This is a genomic window from Alcaligenes sp. AB3, assembly GCF_031844565.1.
Classification (GTDB): domain Bacteria; phylum Pseudomonadota; class Gammaproteobacteria; order Burkholderiales; family Burkholderiaceae_B; genus Alcaligenes; species Alcaligenes faecalis.
This window is the reverse complement of sequence record NZ_JAUZVM010000008.1, coordinates 79,641-96,793: the sequence shown is the minus strand read 5'-3', so window position 1 is coordinate 96,793 and position 17,153 is coordinate 79,641. Positions and strand designations below refer to the sequence as shown.

Here is a 17,153-nt window from a genome sequence, read left to right as displayed (position 1 = left end):
CTTGGCCCGCCATGCCTGGTCACAGTCAAGAGGGCGCTCAGAAATCAGATGATTACGGCCTGAGTTCGAACTTGCTTTCGACTCAGGCCGTTTTCCATGGGATGCCGTTCAGGTGTTTCAGATCAAAGACCCGACAATATAGGGCCGGATTTGCGGGATAATCCGGGCTTTCCCAGCCCCCTATTCGGGGCGCGCCAGTGTACTATCCATAGCATAAAAATATTTCCCAGTTACCGAATACCCACAAGGAGGTTATTCATGCAGCGTCGCTCGTTTCTGAAAAAGGCAGGTCTTGGCGCCGTAGCCAGTACTGCCGCTATTGCTGCTCCTGCTATTGCCCAAAGCAATCCCAAGGTTAATTGGAAGCTGACATCGACATACGGTCCCGCTACCCCGGCTCTGTTTTCGACAGCCCAGTCGTTTTGCAAGATGGTGGAAGAGGCCTCTGACGGCAATTTCAACATTCGTCTGTATCCTGCTGGTGAAATCGTCCCCGGTTTTGGTGTGATGGACGCTGTTAGCAATGGCACGGTGGAATGCGGCCAGACGGCCTCGTATTACTACTACGGTAAAGATCCTTCTTTCAGCTTTGACACAGCGGTGCCATTTGGTCTGAACGCTCGTCAGATGAATGCCTGGATGCAGGAAGGCAACGGTACCAAGCTGCTGCGTGAACTGTTCGCTACCCGTAACATCATCAACTTTGCTTTCGGTAATACCGGCACCCAGATGGGTGGTTGGTACCGCAAGGAAATCAATTCCCTGGAAGACCTGAAAGGTCTGAAGATGCGTACTGCCGGTTTTGCTGGTGAAGTGCTGGCCCGCATGGGTGTGGTGCCTCAGCAAGTGCCACCAGGCGATATTTATCCCTCGCTGGAAAAAGGCACGCTGGACGCCGTGGAGTTTGTGGGTCCAGTGGACGACGAAAAGCTGGGCTTCCAGAAAGTGGCCAAGTACTACTACTACCCCGGTTGGTGGGAAGGTTCGGCCCAGGTGTCGCTGTACGTGAACGACGCCGCTTTCCAGGCGCTGCCCAAGCAATACCAGTCCCTGATTGAAATTGCCTCGCGTGCTGCTGGCGAGCGCATGATCTCCCAATACGACGCCCAAAGCCCAGGCGCACTGCGTCGCCTGATCGCCAGCGGTGCGGTACTGAAAGCTTTCCCGCGCGACGTGATGGACGAGTCCTTCAAGACCGCCAATGTTCTGTACAAGGAGTTCTGCGACAAGGATCCTATGTTCAAGAAGATTCACGACGACTACATGGGCTTCCGTGACGCGATTGTGCCCTGGTTCCGTGTTGCCGAAGGCTCCTACGACAACTACCTGGGCATTGCTTTGGCAAACCAGAAAAAAAGCTGATCTCCGTCGCTTGGGCCGGGCAGAGCAATCTGCTCCGGTTCGACCGGCCAGTCTTGCTAACCCCTGTTCTTCCTTTGGAAGGCAGGGGTTTTTCATGCGCTTTCCCTCTATGAGAGCGCGCCGGTTTGTGGCGAAAAACCTGTGTTTTCGTACAAAACCCTAGTGTTATCCACTATTTATGTTATTATGGCGAGCTATTTGGCAGAAATGCACGGGCGGAATATAACGCCTTGGCAGGGCCAAATGGAGCTGCCCAGCTTGAAAAAGCGGGTGGATTGTATGGGCCAGGCATGTTGCTTTGACCCAGAATTTTAATATTTAGGAACCATCATGAAGACCTTCGTGGCCAAGCCGCTTGAAGTCAAACGTGACTGGTTTGTGATTGACGCTAAAGGCAAAGTCCTTGGTCGTGTGGCCAGCGAAGTCGCACGCCGTTTGCGTGGTAAGCACAAACCCGAATACACCCCTCACGTTGATACCGGCGATTACATCATTATCATCAACGCTGCTGACATTGCCGTGACCGGTAACAAGGCGCAGGATAAGAAGTACTATCGTCACTCGAACTACCCAGGCGGTATTTACGAAACCAACTTCCAAACCATGCAAGAGCGCTTCCCAGGCCGTGCCATCGAAAAGGCCGTCAAGGGTATGTTGCCAAAAGGCCCTCTGGGCTACGCCATGGCCAAGAAACTGAAGGTTTACGCTGGTGCCGAGCATCCTCACAGTGCTCAACAGCCTAAAACTCTGGACATCTAAGGATAGGTCATGATTGGTAACTGGAATTACGGTACGGGCCGTCGCAAGACCTCCGTTGCTCGTGTCTTCATCAAGAAGGGTACGGGTCAAATCGTAGTCAACGGCAAGCCTGTTGACGAATACTTTGCTCGTGAAACGGGTCGCATGATTGTGCGTCAGCCTCTGGTGCTGACCAACCATGTTGAATCGTTCGACATCAAGATCAACGTGCATGGCGGCGGCGAAAGCGGCCAGGCCGGTGCTGCCCGTCACGGCATCACCCGCGCTCTGATCGACTACGACGCAACACTGAAGACAGAACTGAAACAAGCTGGCTTGGTGACTCGCGACGCTCGTGCTGTTGAGCGTAAGAAAGTCGGTCTGCACAAAGCACGTCGCCGCAAACAGTTCAGCAAGCGTTAATTCGCCTCGCGACCTGTTTATGGTGCTCAAAAACCCCGGACCTGTCCGGGGTTTTTGTTTGCTGGCTACATTTGTCCTGCTTTGCCCGCTCTGGTGCTTGAGAACAGGCAGGACTACGTTAAGATAGAATTTTTGCTCGTCTCTCTTTCAGGAAAGTTCATGGCTACACATAGCGATACCCGGATCAAGGTAGGGATTGTCGGCGGTACAGGTTACACCGGGGTCGAGTTGCTGCGTCTGTTAAGTCAGCACCCTCAGGTGGAACTGGTCGCCATTACCTCGCGTAAAGAGGACGGCGTGCCTGTCTCGGATATGTATCCGAACTTGCGTGGCCATGTGGATCTGAAGTTCTCTACCCCTGAAAACGCCAATCTGGAACAGTGCGATGTGGTGTTCTTTGCTACTCCGCATGGCGTAGCCATGAGCCAGGTTGAACGTCTGCTGGAAGCAGGCGTGCGCGTTATTGACCTGGCCGCAGACTTCCGTCTGCAAGATACGGACGTGTTCCAGAAGTGGTACAAGATGGAGCACAGCTGCCCGGATATCCTGAGCCAGTCGGCTTATGGCCTGCCAGAGCTGCTGCGCGACAAGATTGCTCAAGCCAAGGTTATTGGTAATCCTGGTTGCTACCCCACCACCGTCTTGCTGGGCCTGGCTCCCTTGCTGGAAGGCGGCAAAGCGCTGGTTGATACCCAGCATCTGATTGCAGACTGCAAATCCGGTGTGTCCGGTGCTGGTAAAGGGGCTTCGGTTCCCAATCTGTTTGCTGAAGCCAGCGACAACTTCAAGGCTTACGGCGTGTCGGGTCACCGTCACCACCCGGAAATTGTGGAACAGTTGCAGCGCCTGGCCGGTGGCCCGGTCGGTCTGACCTTTGTGCCTCACCTGGTGCCCATGATTCGCGGCATGTTCTCCACAATCTACGCGCGCATCAAGCCGGAAGCCATGGATACAGACTTCCAGGCCTTGTACGAGCAGCGCTACGCCCAGGAAACCTTTGTGGATGTGCTGCCTGCCGGTACTCTGCCAGAAACCCGCTCGGTGCGCGCTTCCAATCAGCTGCGCATTTCCGTGCAACGTCCTGGTAATGGCGACCAACTGATCATTCTGGTGGTGCAGGACAATCTGGTTAAAGGCGCTTCGGGGCAGGCGGTGCAGAACATGAACATCTTGTTCGGTCTGCCAGAACAAGCCGGCTTGAAGCACGTTGCTATTTTGCCTTAAAGGGAACTTGGCCTTGGTGAACAGGTCAAATGTTTATGGCTGAATCACCGCAAAGCAATTCTCATACTGTCGCTCCTTCCCGCTCGCGGGGCGGAGCGACGACGATTGGACTGGCCGTATTGCTGGGAGTGCTGTTGGGCGGCGGGGGCCTGTGGCTTTATCGCAGCCTGACTCAGCCTGCCGATCAGTCCGAACAAATACAGCTGGCCATGCAGAATCTGGCGCGTAGTCAGCAATCCTTGAAGCAGATCCAAAGCGAGTTTGAAGGGCTGCGCGGCCAACTGGTGCTGGAAGAGAGTACGCGCAAGGGTTTGGAAAAGTCCTTGCTGGCCACCCAGACGGAACTGGCCCAAACGCGTGAACAACTGGCTTTCTACGAACAGTTGCTTCCGCCCGGCCCTAGTGGCTCGGTGACTGTCCGAGCTCTGGACGTTGCAAAAAGGGGCGATTTGCTGGAGTACAAGGTGCTGCTGCAACGTAACGCCCCAGAAGGAAAGGCTTTTTCCGGCCGCCTGCAGTTTCAGCTGACTGGGCGACAAGACGGAAAAAACGTTAAAATCGATTTATCACCCAGTTCCGGGCCGGACTCGGTACTGGCAGAGTCGTCTGTAGAACAGATCGATCCCTTGGTTTTAAACTTCAACCAGTTTCAGCGCGCCATGGGTTGGCTGGCTTTGCCGCCAGGCTTTGAACCCACCGCCTTGACGCTGAACGTCCTGGAAGGAAGCGTTATCCGCGCCTCTCGCCAGGAAAAAATCGCCCAGCCAGACTAATCACCTTACCCGCGGGTGGTCATGTGCAAGGCGATCACATGATAATTATTCATGCCGGCGGGGGCCGGCAGGAGAACCACATGAGCACTCTTACCGAATCCGTTGATCTGCAAGCCCCTCCTTCCCCACTGATCTTTACTGATTCAGCGGTTGAGAAGGTCCGTGAGCTCCTGATTGAAGAAGGCAGCCCCGAACTAAAGCTGCGCGTCTTCGTGCAAGGTGGCGGCTGTTCCGGCTTCCAGTACGGCTTCACCTTTGACGAACTGGTTAACGACGACGACACCATTATTGATAAGGATGGCGTGCAACTGCTGGTTGACGCCATGAGCTTCCAATACCTGGTGGGCGCAGAGATTGATTACAAAGACGACCTGGACGGTGCTCAGTTCGTTATCCGTAATCCTAATGCGACAACTACCTGCGGTTGCGGCTCTTCCTTCACGATGTAAGAAGAAAGGGGTGGCGCTGATTGTTCGGCGCTGATAGCTTTGGAAGGTTTATACAAAAATACCCCAGACTCTGAATGCAGGGTCTGGGGTGTTTTGTTTGCTAGGGTTGGGAGTCCGGGTGCGGCTGCTTGGTTGCGACGTTGTCGGCTGGGCTCTGACCTGTGGATTATGATTCCGCAGGTCTTTAAGTTAGCCTTGCTACGTCAAGATGGCTTTCAAGCCGGATAACAAGCGCCCAGCACCGTAGCGCGCCGTGCACCTGTCACAGCAGGCAGCCCGGCAGGAATGCGTTCGATATGCGCGTAAGCCAGCCAGGCAAAGGCCAGGGCTTCGATGGATTGCGGATCCATGCCCAGCTCGGCGCTGGAGCGGATAGGCATAGTCACTAGATCGCCCAGGCGTGTCAGCATGGCAGGATTGGCAGCGCCACCGCCACACACAATCAGCTCTTGAATCTGATCTGCGTAAGGCTTGATGGCCTGTGCAACGCTATGTACGGTCAAATCCATCAGAGTGGATTGCACCGTGGCAGGCTGAAGTTCGCCTTTCGGATCAACACGATCCAGGTGCTCCTGCAGCCACCCCAAATTGAACAGATCACGGCCCGTAGATTTAGGTGCAGGCAGAGCAAACCAGGATTCGCTTAACAGACTGGCAAGCAGGGCAGGGTCAGACGCCGCGCTATTGGCCCATTGCCCGTCCTTGTCGTAGGGCTGGCCTTCATGTTTGTTCACCCAGGCATCCAGCAGCATGTTTGCCGGGCCAGTATCAAAGCCAAAAACATCACACCCTGGCAGCAGCAGGGAAATATTCGCAATCCCGCCCAGGTTCAGAATGACGCGTCCATGCTCGTGACGGAAAAGCGCCTCATGAACAATGGGCACCAATGGCGCACCTTGGCCACCCGCTGCAATATCCCGGCTGCGGAAATCCGCAATCACGTCCACTGCGCAGCGTTCGGCCAGCAGGGCAGGGGCATTCAATTGCAGGGTATAGCCCTGGTCAGGCGCATGGCGGATAGTCTGGCCGTGTACGCCAATCGCTCGGATCAGGTCTTTCTCCGGGCCTTGGGTCCAGGGCAGGCAGGCTTGGGCGTAGAGTTCGGTCAACTGCAGGGCGGCGACACTGGCACGGGCCAGTTCATTGTGCCCAGGATGCTGTAAAGCCAGCAGCTCATCTCGCAGAGCAGCTGGCATGGTCAGGCTGTGGGTTTGGTGTATCTGTGCCCCCTGTGGACCGAAGGATGCCAGCACGGCATCTACACCGTCCATGCTGGTACCAGACATCAGTCCGATAAACAGGGGGGCTTTCATGGTTTAGCGGCTAGCCAGCTTTACGGGTTCAGCATCTGTGTGCAGCAAGGCAAAGCTGTTCTGGTAGGAGGCCAGGGTTTGTTGGAACTGTCTGCGCTGTGGGGCATCCAGAACGCGTGCGACTGGCAGGTCTACCGACAGGGGATCAACCGCTTTTTGGGCGATTCGGAACTCGTAATGCAGGTGCGGGCCAGTTGCCCAACCGGTCGAGCCTACATAGCCAATCAACTGACCCTGTTCCACGCGGTCGCCCTTGCGCAGACCGGCTGCAAAACGGCTCTGGTGAGCGTACAAGGTAGTGAACTGACCATGATGCTTCAGAATGATCGTATTGCCGTAGCCGTTTTGGCGGCCAATAAACTCGACCGTGCCATCTGCGGTAGCGTGGATCGGGGTGCCTGATGGGGCGGCATAGTCCACGCCTTTGTGGTTGCGCCAGCCGCCATGTACCGGATGGCGGCGGCCGCCAAAGGTGGAGCTGATACGGGTGAACTTCAGGGCAGTACGCAGGAACGCGCCTTTCAGGCTTTGGCCGCTGAAGTCGTAGTAACCGCCGGAGCCGTTTTCAGGCTGGAACCAGGCAGCTTCATGAGTTTTGCCCTGATTGATGAATTCCACGGCCAGCAGGCGGCCCGAACCCACGTCCTGGCCTTCATGGCCGTAGGACTCGTAGACCACGCGGAAACTGTCGCCCTTGCGCAGGTCTTTCAGGAAGTCAATCTTGCTGCCCATCACATCCGCCATTTGCAGGGTGATGTTGTCGGGAATGCCGGCCTGATCACTGGCGCCAAACAGCGAGCTGTTGATGGTGGCCTGGGCCACACGCACACGAGTCTGTGTCAGGTCGGTCTGTTCCTGGGCGGTAAAGCCGTTGTTTCCGTCCGGGCGTACTTCCAGCCAGCTGGCCTGGCCCTGGCCAGCTTGCTCGGTATAGGGGGTGTGGCGGTAGCGCAGCCATTGCAAATTGCCATTGGCATCCAACGCGGCTTGTATGGTGCGGCCAGGGTAAAGCTTGTAGATGGAGCGCGCTTTCTTGTCGTGCGTCAGAAATTGCAGCAGCCCTTCTTCGCTGACTTCCATGCGCTGGAGCAGGGCGGACAGGGTGTCGCCACGGCGGATGCGGGTTTCAGTAATGTAGGCTTGTTGATCCTGAGCTTGCAGGACGGTCAGGTCCGACGGCAGGGTCAAAGCGGTGCGGGCCTCGTAGATCTGGGGTTCCGGGCTGCTGGGCATGACCACGGCAAGTGCGCCGGCGGCTACAAAAGAGCCCAGAGCAAGCGTGATCAAACCGGCGCGGATAAAAAGGGCTCGGGCGGACCGAGGCTGGTGGATGTTGAGGTGGGAGGAGGAGCGTTTCCCTTTGCTGAACATAAAACCAGAACCTTGTTGGACGTACGGTTTACTGTCCACCCGGCAGGCAGGCGGAGGTCAGTTGTACTGGGCGGACAGAACATTCCAGCCCTGGCAATCTGACCTGCGCGGGAATGATAAAATAATTTGGTTTACGAAACCTTGCTCATTTATTAAGCACGTCTCGCAATAGCAGGCTATCCTAGCGCATTAGGCTTAATTTTTCGAGCATTTTTACTCATTAGTTTGTCACCAGATTTGTTATGTCATCCCCCTCAGAGCCCCTTTCTCCAGAAGTCCTGGCTGATTTAGCCATCGTCAAACGCGGCTGCGACGAATTGCTCGTCGAATCCGAGTTTGCCCGCAAACTGGCGCGCAGCCATGCAACAGGACAGCCCTTGCGTATCAAGCTGGGTCTGGACCCCACGGCTCCCGACATTCACCTGGGGCACACGGTGGTGCTCAACAAGATGCGCCAGCTGCAGGATCTGGGGCATACCGTCATCTTTCTGATTGGCGACTTCACCTCGACCATTGGTGATCCCAGCGGCCGCAACACGACTCGTCCGCCCTTGACGCCCGAGCAGGTCATTGCCAACGCCAAGACCTATTACGATCAGGCTGCGCTGGTTCTGGATCCGGCCCGTACCGAAGTCCGCTATAACTCGGAATGGTGCGACAAGCTCGGTTCGCGCGGCATGATTCAGTTGGCGTCGCGTTACACCGTGGCCCGCATGATGGAGCGTGATGATTTCACCAAGCGCTTTAAGGCGAATCAACCTATTTCGGTGCACGAGTTTTTGTATCCTTTGCTGCAAGGCTACGATTCGGTTCAATTGAAAGCGGATGTGGAATTGGGCGGTACCGACCAGAAATTCAATTTGCTGGTGGGTCGTGAATTGCAAAAAGAATATGGTCAGGAACAGCAATGTATTTTGACCATGCCATTGCTGGTGGGTTTGGACGGCGTAGAAAAAATGTCCAAATCCAAAGGCAATTACATTGGTATCAGTGAAACGCCGGACTCCATGTTCGGCAAGTTGATGTCCATCTCCGACACCTTGATGTGGCGTTACTTCGAGCTGCTGTCGTTCCGTAGTCTGGAAGACATCGCCGGTCTGCAAAAGCAGATTGAAGAAGGCCGTAACCCGCGTGAAGTCAAAGTGGAGCTGGCACAGGAGATCGTCACACGTTTCCATAGCGCCCAAGCCGCTGCACAGGCACTGGAAACATTTGATGCCCGTTTCCGTCGTGGCGAAATGCCCGAAGACATGCCCGAGGTAACCGTGGCCGGTGAACTGGCCTTGCTGCGCGTCTTGCGCGAAGCAGGTCTGGTTGCTTCTGGCAGCGAAGCCCAGCGCAACGTGGAGCAGGGCGGCGTGCGCATCAATGGCGAACGTGTGGACGATAAAGGTTTGCAACTGGAGCCGGGCAGCTATGTGCTGCAAGTGGGCAAGCGCAAGTTTGCGCGAGTCACTTTGACCGGCTGATTGATTGTGGAGGTCTGCAATGAAACTGCGTAGTGATTCTTTTCAAGATCAGAGCGTGATTCCCGAGCGTCTGGCGTTTTGCCGCTATGACGCACAATCGAGAGTCGCCTTGGCCGGTAACGCCAATCCGCATCTGGAATGGTCCGATGTTCCCGAGCAGACCCAATCCTTTGTGGTCATTTGCCACGACCCCGATGTCCCCAGTAAACCGGACGATGTGAACCAGGATGGGCGCGAGGTACCGGCGGATTTGCCACGGGTGGATTTCTTCCATTGGGTCTTGATCAACATCTCGCCCGAGCTGCGTAGCCTGGCTGAAGGCTCTTATTCCAAGGGCATTACGCCGCGCGGTAAAGCCGGTCCACTGGCTCTGGACGATACGCGCCAGGGCGTGAACGACTTTACCAACTGGTTTGCCAGTGACCGCGACATGAATGGTGATTACTTCGGCTACGATGGCCCGTGCCCGCCGTGGAACGATGCCTTGCCACACCGCTACGTTTTTACGGTCTATGCCCTGGATATTGCCGAACTGCCTTTGGAAGGTCGTTTCAGTGGCCAGGACGTGTTGCGCGCCATGGAAGGTCATATTCTGGGTCGAGCATCCCTGACCGGCCTGTATACCCTGAATCCCCGTTTGATCCAGCAATCCTGATTCCCCAGGGCGGACTGTTTGAGTTTTTTTCATATTCTCTTGAGTCCGCCTGCCGCCGCCTTACTTATTTCCGCATTTTTTGGGGTTTCTGCCACCGGAGACGTTTGTCTCGGTGGTTTGATGCGCTTCCGCGCTAAAATGTTGCTTTCTTAGTTTGCTACCACTTTATCCTTAGGAACCCTCATGTTTGACCGTTCTGCGACTCTTGACAAAGTTGACCCCGATCTTTGGGCTGCGATTCAAAGCGAAGATGTGCGCCAGGAGCAGCACATCGAGCTGATCGCCTCGGAAAACTACACCAGCCCCGCCGTGATGCAGGCCCAGGGCACACAACTGACCAACAAATACGCGGAAGGTTATCCGGGCAAGCGCTACTACGGCGGTTGCGAGTTCGTGGACGTGGTCGAGCAATTGGCTATTGACCGCCTGAAAGAGCTGTTCGGCGCTGAAGCCGCCAACGTGCAGCCCAACTCCGGTTCGCAAGCCAACCAGGGTGTGTACATGGCTGTGCTCAAACCCGGTGATACCGTTCTGGGCATGAGCCTGGCTGAAGGCGGTCACTTGACCCACGGTTCCCCCGTGAACGCCTCGGGCAAGCTGTACAACTTCGTGTCCTACGGTCTGGACGAGAACGAAGAGCTGGACTATGACGAACTGGAGCGCCTGGCCAAAGAGCACAAGCCCAAGCTGATCGTGGGTGGTGCTTCGGCTTACGCCCTGCGCATCGACTTTGAACGCATGGCACGTATCGCTCACGAAAACGGCGCCCTGTTGATGGTGGACATTGCTCACTATGCTGGTCTGGTTGCAGGTGGTGCCTATCCCAACCCCGTACCTCACGCTGACTTTGTGACGTCTACCACTCACAAGTCTCTGCGCGGTCCTCGTGGTGGCGTCATCATGATGAAGGCCGAACACGAAAAAGCCATCAACTCGGCTATTTTCCCCGGCATTCAAGGTGGCCCGCTGATCCACGTGATCGCTGGCAAGGCTGTTGCATTCAAGGAAGCCCTGGCTCCAGAGTTCAAGACCTACGCGGCTCAAGTTGTGAAAAACGCTGACGTTCTGGCCCGCACTCTGGTTGAGCGCGGTCTGCGTATCGTGTCCGGTCGCACCGAAAGCCACGTCATGCTGGTGGACCTGCGTCCTAAGGGCATCACCGGTAAAGTGGCTGAAGAAGCACTGGGCAAGGCTCACATCACGGTCAACAAGAACGCCATTCCTAACGACCCTGAAAAGCCATTTGTCACCAGCGGCGTGCGTTTGGGTACACCTGCCATGACCACTCGCGGCTTTAAAGAAGCCGAAGCGGAATTGACGGCGCATCTGATTGCTGATGTACTGGACAATCCTCACGACGAAGCCGTTTTGGCGGACGTTCGTCGCCGTGTACACGAGCTGACTGCCAAGTTGCCCGTTTACTCCTCCAAGTAATCCAGCCGGAGCGGGCCGCAAGGCCCGCGATCTTGAATGAAGTGTCCGTTCTGCCACCATGCCGATACCCAGGTGATCGACTCTCGAATCACCGAAGAAGGCGACGCCATACGGCGACGTCGTAAATGCTCGGCCTGTGAACGGCGCTTCACGACTTACGAGCGTGCTGAGCTGAGCCTGCCTGTTGTGGCCAAGCGCAATGGCACCCGTATGGATTTTGACCCCGCACGTTTGCGGGCGAGCATGGGCGTTGCGCTGCGCAAGCGTTCCATCCCCATGGCTCAGGTCGATGCCGCTGTGCAGCGCATCGAAGAAAAGCTTCAACTGACTGGCGAGCGCGAAGTCTCCTCCGAGACCATAGGCGAGCTGGTCATGGCCGAGCTCAAGCAGTTGGACCAGGTTGCGTATGTGCGCTTTGCTTCGGTCTACAAGAGCTTCAAGGACATCCGCGAGTTTGTAGAGGCGATCGACGAAATGAACGATCCCGACCGCGGCTAAGGCGATGGTCGAGCAAGAAGACGTCATCTGGATGCGGCAAGCCCTGGAGCTGGCCGAGCAATCCCTGTATATCAGTGCCCCTAATCCGCGAGTTGCCTGCCTGATCGTGCGCGATGGCCAGTTGCTGGCTTCGGGTTCGACACAGCAGGCGGGTGGCCCTCACGCAGAAGTGATGGCCTTGCGCCAGGCCAAAGAGCGCGGCGTGAATGTGGCGGGTGCTACCTTCTACGTCACCCTGGAGCCTTGCAGTCACCATGGCCGCACGCCTCCTTGTGCCGATGCCCTGATCAAGGCAGGAGCCGGGCGAGTCGTCTTTTCCATGTACGACCCCAACCCTCTGGTGGCAGGTAACGGCGTTTCACGCCTGCGCCAGGCGGGAATTACGGTAGATGGCCCTTTGTGCGTAGAGCAGGCGCTGGCCATCAACGCCGGTTTCTTTGCCCGCATGACGCGTGGACGTCCTTGGTTGTGGATGAAAATGGCGGCCTCGCTGGACGGTCGCAGTGCCTTGTCCGATGGCAGCTCTCAATGGATTACCGGGCCGCAAGCTCGTGATGATGGTCATCATTGGCGTGCCCGCAGTTGTGTCGTGTTGACGGGCATAGGTACGGTTAACGCGGATAACCCGCTAATGAATGTGCGGGCGGTTTCCACGCCACGTCCCCCCATCAAAGCCGTGCTGGATACGCATTTACGCCTGACCCCCAGCGCTGCCTTGCTGGATGGCACGCCTTGCTGGGTATTCAGCCACCGTCGTGATCCCGAACGCGAAGCCGAGCTGGCAGATCGCAATGCACAGGTGATTCCCATGCCTTTGCACGAAGGTCAGGTGGATGTGCGTGCTGTTCTGGACTGGATGGCAGATCAGCAGATCAATGAAGTGCACGCAGAAGCCGGTGCCCGTCTTTCCGGTGCCTTGATTGATGCAGGAGTGGTTGACCAATTGCTGATGTACCTGGCCCCCAAGATTTTGGGGCAGGGGCGGGGCGTTGCCGATATTACCGAGCTGGCTGGGCTGGACGATGTAGAGCCATTTGAGTTCACCGATGTGCGTTTGCTAGGTGCCGATCTGCGTGTCCTGGCACGCCAACGAGATCACTGGGAAGCCTTGCTGCGAGCGGTGGGTGGGGCTTATCCGTCGGATTCGGAATAACTCATTTTTCTGCATTATGGCTTGGCCCGGAATACAGGCAAGAGGTTTGCGAAAGCATGGCAGTGATCCTTATGCGCACGGGCCCACAGAACATGTTCAATGCAGATGGATGTTGCTGCTTGGTTGCCACCAACAATTAGCCACGGAAAAAATTTGAGCACTTGCGTTACAAGGATAAGTGCTGCTATTATTATGGACTTGGCATTAGCAGCTTCAAATTGCTTGGCCAAAAAGAACAATTAGGACAGGTGGCCGAGTGGTTGAAGGCGCACGCCTGGAAAGCGTGTATACGTTTATAGCGTATCGGGGGTTCGAATCCCCCTCTGTCCGCCAAGAATTCGATATGAAAACCCGCCCAGCACAAGCTAGGCGGGTTTTTTATTGCCGGTGGTGTCGGCGCCTTTCGGCTGTGGTGATGCTTCGCAGCACAGGCGCTGTTTAAGGAACCAGAGTCAGACGGTCGACTTCAAATTCAGTCTTGCGCAGGCCTTTGTCGAATTCCCCGGTCAGCTCCACTTTTTGTTCAGCACTGATGCTTTGGCCGGCCGGGAAGTCTTCGTTGTCGATCTCTACGGTGATACGACCGGTGGCGTCTTCAAACGTATAGCGTTCGTCGCCTTCAAAGGAGACCAGGCGACCTTGCAAACGCGCGATCTGGTCATCGCGGCCGGTTTCCAATAGTTGCTTGACCGTCATTAGCGGCACATTGCTAGGGCCCGAGTAAGGGCCTGTGGCATTGGTGGCCTGAGGGACATTGCTTGGGCCCGTGTAGCCGGCCGGTTGTGCGATAGCAGCGGTGGCGCTCAGGGCAAGGACGGCGGCGAGGGTAGGTAAAGTGAATCGCATGATTGGGTTTCCTGTATCGGGTTATCGGGTCAATGTTCCGCCGATTGCGGAATGGTTTTATTAAACCCCCCGAACCTGAAGGCAATCTTAAGACACTTGATTGGGTGGAAAATCCAGCACGACGCTCAGGCCCTGGCCGTCCAGTCCATCCTCAAAGGATAGCGTGGCATTGTGCAAGGCAGCGATGCGGACCACGATAGACAAACCCAGACCGTTGCCGGCTTGGCCGGTGCCCAGCACGCGAAAGAATCGCTCTCCTAGTCTGGATCGCTGTTCCAAGGGAACGCCAGGCCCGTTGTCGCGAACTGCCAGACGGACACCGCCATCATGTCTGCGCGTCGTTTCGATTCGTACCCGGACACCTGTGCCGCCGTAACGAATGGCATTGCCAATCAGGTTGCGTAAAGCGCTGCTTAATAATACGGGCGCCGCCTGCAAGCTTGTGACGGCCAAGGCCCTTTCCATATTCACTGATACAGATGGCCATGATGGACTCAGGCTGTCCAGGAGCTGATTCAGGTCTACGGTTTCAAGTTTAAGGGGTTCCGCCTGCGGTTCCAGTCTCGTCAGGGCGAGCAGGCTTTCTACTAGTGCGGTGCAGCGATCCAGGTCGGCACGCAATTGCTGCAGATGGGCATCAGGGAGTTGCAGCTCGCGCTCAATCAATTGAACGCGCATGCGCAGCCCGGCCAGCGGGGTACGCAGCTCGTGCGCGGCATCGGAGGTAAAGCGTCGCTCGCTTTCCAGGGCGGTGGATAGCCGTGCCATCAAGGTGTTGAGGGCATCCAGCATGGCCTGCAGTTCACGTGGCGGATTGCCCCCTTGCACGGGCGTGAGGTCATCGGGTGATTTGGAGTTGATCAGCTTGGCGGTGTCTTCTAATGGCCGCATCAGGCGTCGTATCAAGAGCCAGCTTGATAGGCCTAGTAGCGCCAGCAGCCCCAATGCGGGCCAAGCCAGATTTTCGGCCATATCTTCCAGCAGTTCCAGGCGCTCTTCCATAGGCTGGGCGACCTGGGCGGTGACCCCTCCCGAACCGGGGCGGACGTAAACCCGCCAGAGCTCATCGTCGACCCAGACAGTTGTGGTTTGCTTGCTGTGTGCCTGCGGTAAAAAAGCCGTTTCAGGAGTATCGTCACCGCGCAGCAGCACACGGCCGTCTGCCGCGACCAACTGGTAGTACATACGCAGCTTGAGTGCGTCGTCGCGGTTCAGGCGCGTGCCAGTAGTAGTGGCCCCGGCCGATGCCTCCTGCGGGTCCAGCATCAAGACCAGACGGGCACCTTCCTCCAGGGCGTCATCCAGAACATCACCGGTGGCGTGCCAGGCGACACCGACCACAATGGACAGGCTGACCAGCCACAGGCCAATACTGGTGCCCATGACAGTCAGCAGCAAGCGACGCCGTAGTGACCAGCCTTCGGCGCGTGATGCCGAGGACCTGGGCTTGGCGCGGCCAGGAGTCAGTTTCTGGAGCAAACGTTTCATGCGGGTGCCAACACGTAGCCTTGATTCCGTACAGTGACGATGAAGTCGCTGCCCAGTTTCTTGCGCAGATTGTAGATGTGGACTTCGATAGCGTTACTCTCTACTTCTTCGCTCCAACCATAGAGGGCTTCTTCAAGCTGGGCGCGACTCAAAATATGAGTGGGATGGTGCATCAATGCCTGTAGAACAGCGAATTCACGGGCTGTTACGGGCACGGGCTTATCGTTCAATGTGACGCGTTTGGCTGTCGGGTCTATGGCGACAGGGCCGTGTCGCCATTCGGGACTTGCTTGCGCGGCGCTTCGACGCAAGGCAGCGCGTACCCGTGCGGATAGCTCTTCCAGGTCAAACGGTTTGACCAGATAGTCGTCTGCCCCCAGGTCCAGACCCTGCACCCGGTCAGCCAGGGTATCGCGCGCGGTGATCACAATGACTGGAACCTGTGCATGGGACCCACCGGCCCCTCGCAGGGTGCGCAGGACCGCATCGCCGTCCAGACCGGGAAGGCCCCGATCCAGCAATATGCATTGATAGGTATGAGTCGCCAAAGCCGTTGCAACTTGATCGCCACGTTGCAACCAGTCCACAGCATAACCGTCCAGATGCAGCCAGGACTGCAAGGAACTGCCTAGCGAGGGATCGTCTTCGATTAAGAGAATACGCATGTGCAAAGCCTGGCAGGGAAAGATGAAGGGAATCTGATGCTAGTGTGAGGCATGCCTCAAAGCAGCTGCAAGCCCGGAAGTGCTTGTATAGCTGCCGTGTATTTTAAAAGCACGCAGGTTCTGTGTTTTCCGTCCCGATCGGGCTATTAGATATTTCGCTGTTGCACCCGTGCTGACAGTTCCTGTGCCGTTTCCTTGCGTTCACTGTATCTGTCGACCAGATACTCCGCGCAGTCACGTGTCAGCAAGGTGAACTTCACCAGCTCTTCCATCACATCCACCACCCGCTCGTAGTAGGACGAGGGTTTCATGCGACCTTCTTCGTCGAACTCCAGAAAGGCTTTGGCAACGGAAGACTGGTTGGGGATGGTGATCAGGCGCATCCAGCGGCCCAGGACCCGCATCTGGTTCAGGGCGTTAAAGGATTGGGAACCGCCTGAGACTTGCATCACGGCCAGGGTTTTGCCTTGTGTCGGGCGCACGGCACCGATGCTTAAAGGAATCCAGTCGATTTGTGCTTTCAGGACGCTGCTCATGGCACCGTGGCGTTCGGGCGAGGTCCAGACCATGCCCTCCGCCCACTGCACCAACTGGCGCAATTCCTGCACCTTGGGATGCTCTTCTGGTGCGCCATCGGGCAAAGGCAGCTCGTGTGGATTAAAAACCCTGGTTTCGGCACCCATTGCTTGCAGGAGTCGCGCTGCTTCTTGCGTCAGGAATCGGCTGTAGGAGCGTTCTCTCAGGGAACCGTATAAAAGCAGAATCCGAGGTGGATGTGTGGCACGTTGTGGAGGCAGCAACCGCGCCATGTCCGGGATTTTAAATGCGTGCTCGTCCAGATTGTCCAGGTCAGGATGGCTCAATTCTTTGTCCTTTTTCATCAATGACAGCTTGGCCGTCTTCTTTCCGGAATGCGCCTTGTTGAGGCTGGGGCAGTATTTCCAGCACCTGTTCCGAGGGGCGGCACAAGCGTGTGCCCAGTGGTGTGACAACAATGGGGCGGTTGATCAGAATCGGGTGCCGCAACATGAAATCAATCAGCTGCTCGTCACTCCACTTCGGGTCGCCTAGTTGCAGCTCCTCATAGGGCGTTCCCTTTTGACGCAGGACTGCACGCACACTCAGGCCACTGTCTGCTATCAGTCTCGTCAGCGTGGCGCGGTCTGGCGGTGTGTGCAGGTACTCGATGATGGTGGGCTCTTGTCCGCTATTGCGGATCAGGCCCAAGGTATTGCGGGAGGTGCCGCAGGCAGGGTTGTGATAGATGATGATGTCTGTCATGGCGCTGTCTT

The 17,153-nt window shown here is 56.6% G+C and carries 18 protein-coding genes and 1 tRNA gene; 12 read left to right on the top strand and 7 right to left on the bottom strand.

The window, feature by feature from the left end:
• Window positions 1-258: 258 nt before the first annotated feature.
• The 6 genes from Q9R35_RS15235 to erpA all read left to right on the top strand — a co-directional run bounded on the left by Q9R35_RS15235 (window position 259) and on the right by erpA (window position 4,969).
• A complete protein-coding gene (locus tag Q9R35_RS15235; RefSeq protein WP_311220077.1) occupies window positions 259-1,362 on the top strand; it encodes a TRAP transporter substrate-binding protein in 1,104 nt (367 codons plus the stop codon).
• 330 nt (window positions 1,363-1,692) lie between these two features.
• Window positions 1,693-2,121, top strand: a complete 429-nt coding sequence (gene rplM, locus Q9R35_RS15230) for a 50S ribosomal protein L13 (RefSeq protein ID WP_003801836.1) — start codon at window positions 1,693-1,695, stop codon at window positions 2,119-2,121.
• 9 nt (window positions 2,122-2,130) lie between these two features.
• The gene (gene rpsI / locus Q9R35_RS15225; RefSeq protein ID WP_009460666.1) at window positions 2,131-2,523 is read left to right on the top strand and encodes a 30S ribosomal protein S9; all 393 of its coding nucleotides are present in this window, start codon (window positions 2,131-2,133) and stop codon (window positions 2,521-2,523) included.
• A 159-nt stretch (window positions 2,524-2,682) separates the two neighbouring features.
• Window positions 2,683-3,747, top strand: coding sequence for an N-acetyl-gamma-glutamyl-phosphate reductase (gene argC / locus Q9R35_RS15220; protein WP_311220076.1), 1,065 nt, complete (start codon window positions 2,683-2,685; stop codon window positions 3,745-3,747).
• 35 nt (window positions 3,748-3,782) lie between these two features.
• A complete protein-coding gene (locus Q9R35_RS15215) occupies window positions 3,783-4,520 on the top strand; it encodes a DUF6776 family protein (RefSeq protein ID WP_123794674.1) in 738 nt (245 codons plus the stop codon).
• A gap of 80 nt (window positions 4,521-4,600) precedes the next feature.
• Complete coding sequence (gene erpA, locus Q9R35_RS15210) at window positions 4,601-4,969, top strand: iron-sulfur cluster insertion protein ErpA (RefSeq protein ID WP_003801826.1); 369 nt, start codon at window positions 4,601-4,603, stop codon at window positions 4,967-4,969.
• Between the two features lie 215 nt (window positions 4,970-5,184).
• Here erpA and Q9R35_RS15205 read toward each other — a convergent pair whose 3' ends face one another.
• Together Q9R35_RS15205 and Q9R35_RS15200 are read right to left on the bottom strand one after the other, a co-directional pair.
• Window positions 5,185-6,282, bottom strand: a complete 1,098-nt coding sequence (locus Q9R35_RS15205) for an anhydro-N-acetylmuramic acid kinase (RefSeq protein WP_063689907.1) — start codon at window positions 6,280-6,282, stop codon at window positions 5,185-5,187.
• A gap of 3 nt (window positions 6,283-6,285) precedes the next feature.
• Window positions 6,286-7,653, bottom strand: coding sequence for a M23 family metallopeptidase (locus Q9R35_RS15200; RefSeq protein ID WP_063689903.1), 1,368 nt, complete (start codon window positions 7,651-7,653; stop codon window positions 6,286-6,288).
• Window positions 7,654-7,895: 242 nt separating this feature from the next.
• On the opposite strand from Q9R35_RS15200, the gene tyrS reads away from it, so the two are divergent.
• The 6 genes from tyrS (at window position 7,896) to Q9R35_RS15170 (ending at window position 13,195) form a co-directional block, all read left to right on the top strand.
• Window positions 7,896-9,122 carry a tyrosine--tRNA ligase gene (gene tyrS / locus Q9R35_RS15195; RefSeq protein ID WP_063689900.1) on the top strand — a complete coding sequence of 409 codons (1,227 nt, stop codon included), beginning with the start codon at window positions 7,896-7,898 and terminating at the stop codon, window positions 9,120-9,122.
• 19 nt (window positions 9,123-9,141) lie between these two features.
• A complete protein-coding gene (locus Q9R35_RS15190; protein ID WP_063689896.1) occupies window positions 9,142-9,777 on the top strand; it encodes a YbhB/YbcL family Raf kinase inhibitor-like protein in 636 nt (211 codons plus the stop codon).
• Window positions 9,778-9,960: 183 nt separating this feature from the next.
• A complete protein-coding gene (gene glyA, locus Q9R35_RS15185) occupies window positions 9,961-11,211 on the top strand; it encodes a serine hydroxymethyltransferase (protein WP_042486362.1) in 1,251 nt (416 codons plus the stop codon).
• 36 nt (window positions 11,212-11,247) lie between these two features.
• Window positions 11,248-11,709: a transcriptional regulator NrdR gene (gene nrdR / locus Q9R35_RS15180; RefSeq protein WP_003801815.1), complete on the top strand. Its 462-nt coding sequence runs from the start codon at window positions 11,248-11,250 to the stop codon at window positions 11,707-11,709.
• A 4-nt stretch (window positions 11,710-11,713) separates the two neighbouring features.
• Window positions 11,714-12,862, top strand: coding sequence for a bifunctional diaminohydroxyphosphoribosylaminopyrimidine deaminase/5-amino-6-(5-phosphoribosylamino)uracil reductase RibD (gene ribD, locus Q9R35_RS15175; protein WP_311220075.1), 1,149 nt, complete (start codon window positions 11,714-11,716; stop codon window positions 12,860-12,862).
• Window positions 12,863-13,104: 242 nt separating this feature from the next.
• Window positions 13,105-13,195, top strand: a tRNA-Ser gene (locus Q9R35_RS15170).
• A 105-nt stretch (window positions 13,196-13,300) separates the two neighbouring features.
• Here the strand turns inward: Q9R35_RS15170 and Q9R35_RS15165 are convergent.
• From Q9R35_RS15165 to arsC, 5 genes are all read right to left on the bottom strand, one after another.
• Window positions 13,301-13,708: a NirD/YgiW/YdeI family stress tolerance protein gene (locus Q9R35_RS15165; protein ID WP_311220074.1), complete on the bottom strand. Its 408-nt coding sequence runs from the start codon at window positions 13,706-13,708 to the stop codon at window positions 13,301-13,303.
• Between the two features lie 87 nt (window positions 13,709-13,795).
• Complete coding sequence (locus Q9R35_RS15160) at window positions 13,796-15,196, bottom strand: ATP-binding protein (protein ID WP_063689876.1); 1,401 nt, start codon at window positions 15,194-15,196, stop codon at window positions 13,796-13,798.
• The gene (locus Q9R35_RS15155; protein ID WP_063689874.1) at window positions 15,193-15,861 is read right to left on the bottom strand and encodes a response regulator transcription factor; all 669 of its coding nucleotides are present in this window, start codon (window positions 15,859-15,861) and stop codon (window positions 15,193-15,195) included. The genes Q9R35_RS15160 and Q9R35_RS15155 overlap by 4 nt, the downstream gene beginning before the upstream one ends.
• A gap of 146 nt (window positions 15,862-16,007) precedes the next feature.
• Window positions 16,008-16,742 (bottom strand): arsenical resistance protein ArsH, encoded by a 735-nt coding sequence (gene arsH / locus Q9R35_RS15150; protein ID WP_143243285.1) that lies wholly within the window; start codon window positions 16,740-16,742, stop codon window positions 16,008-16,010.
• Complete coding sequence (arsC, locus tag Q9R35_RS15145; protein WP_311220073.1) at window positions 16,711-17,142, bottom strand: arsenate reductase (glutaredoxin); 432 nt, start codon at window positions 17,140-17,142, stop codon at window positions 16,711-16,713. The genes arsH and arsC overlap by 32 nt, the downstream gene beginning before the upstream one ends.
• Window positions 17,143-17,153: the final 11 nt, after the last annotated feature.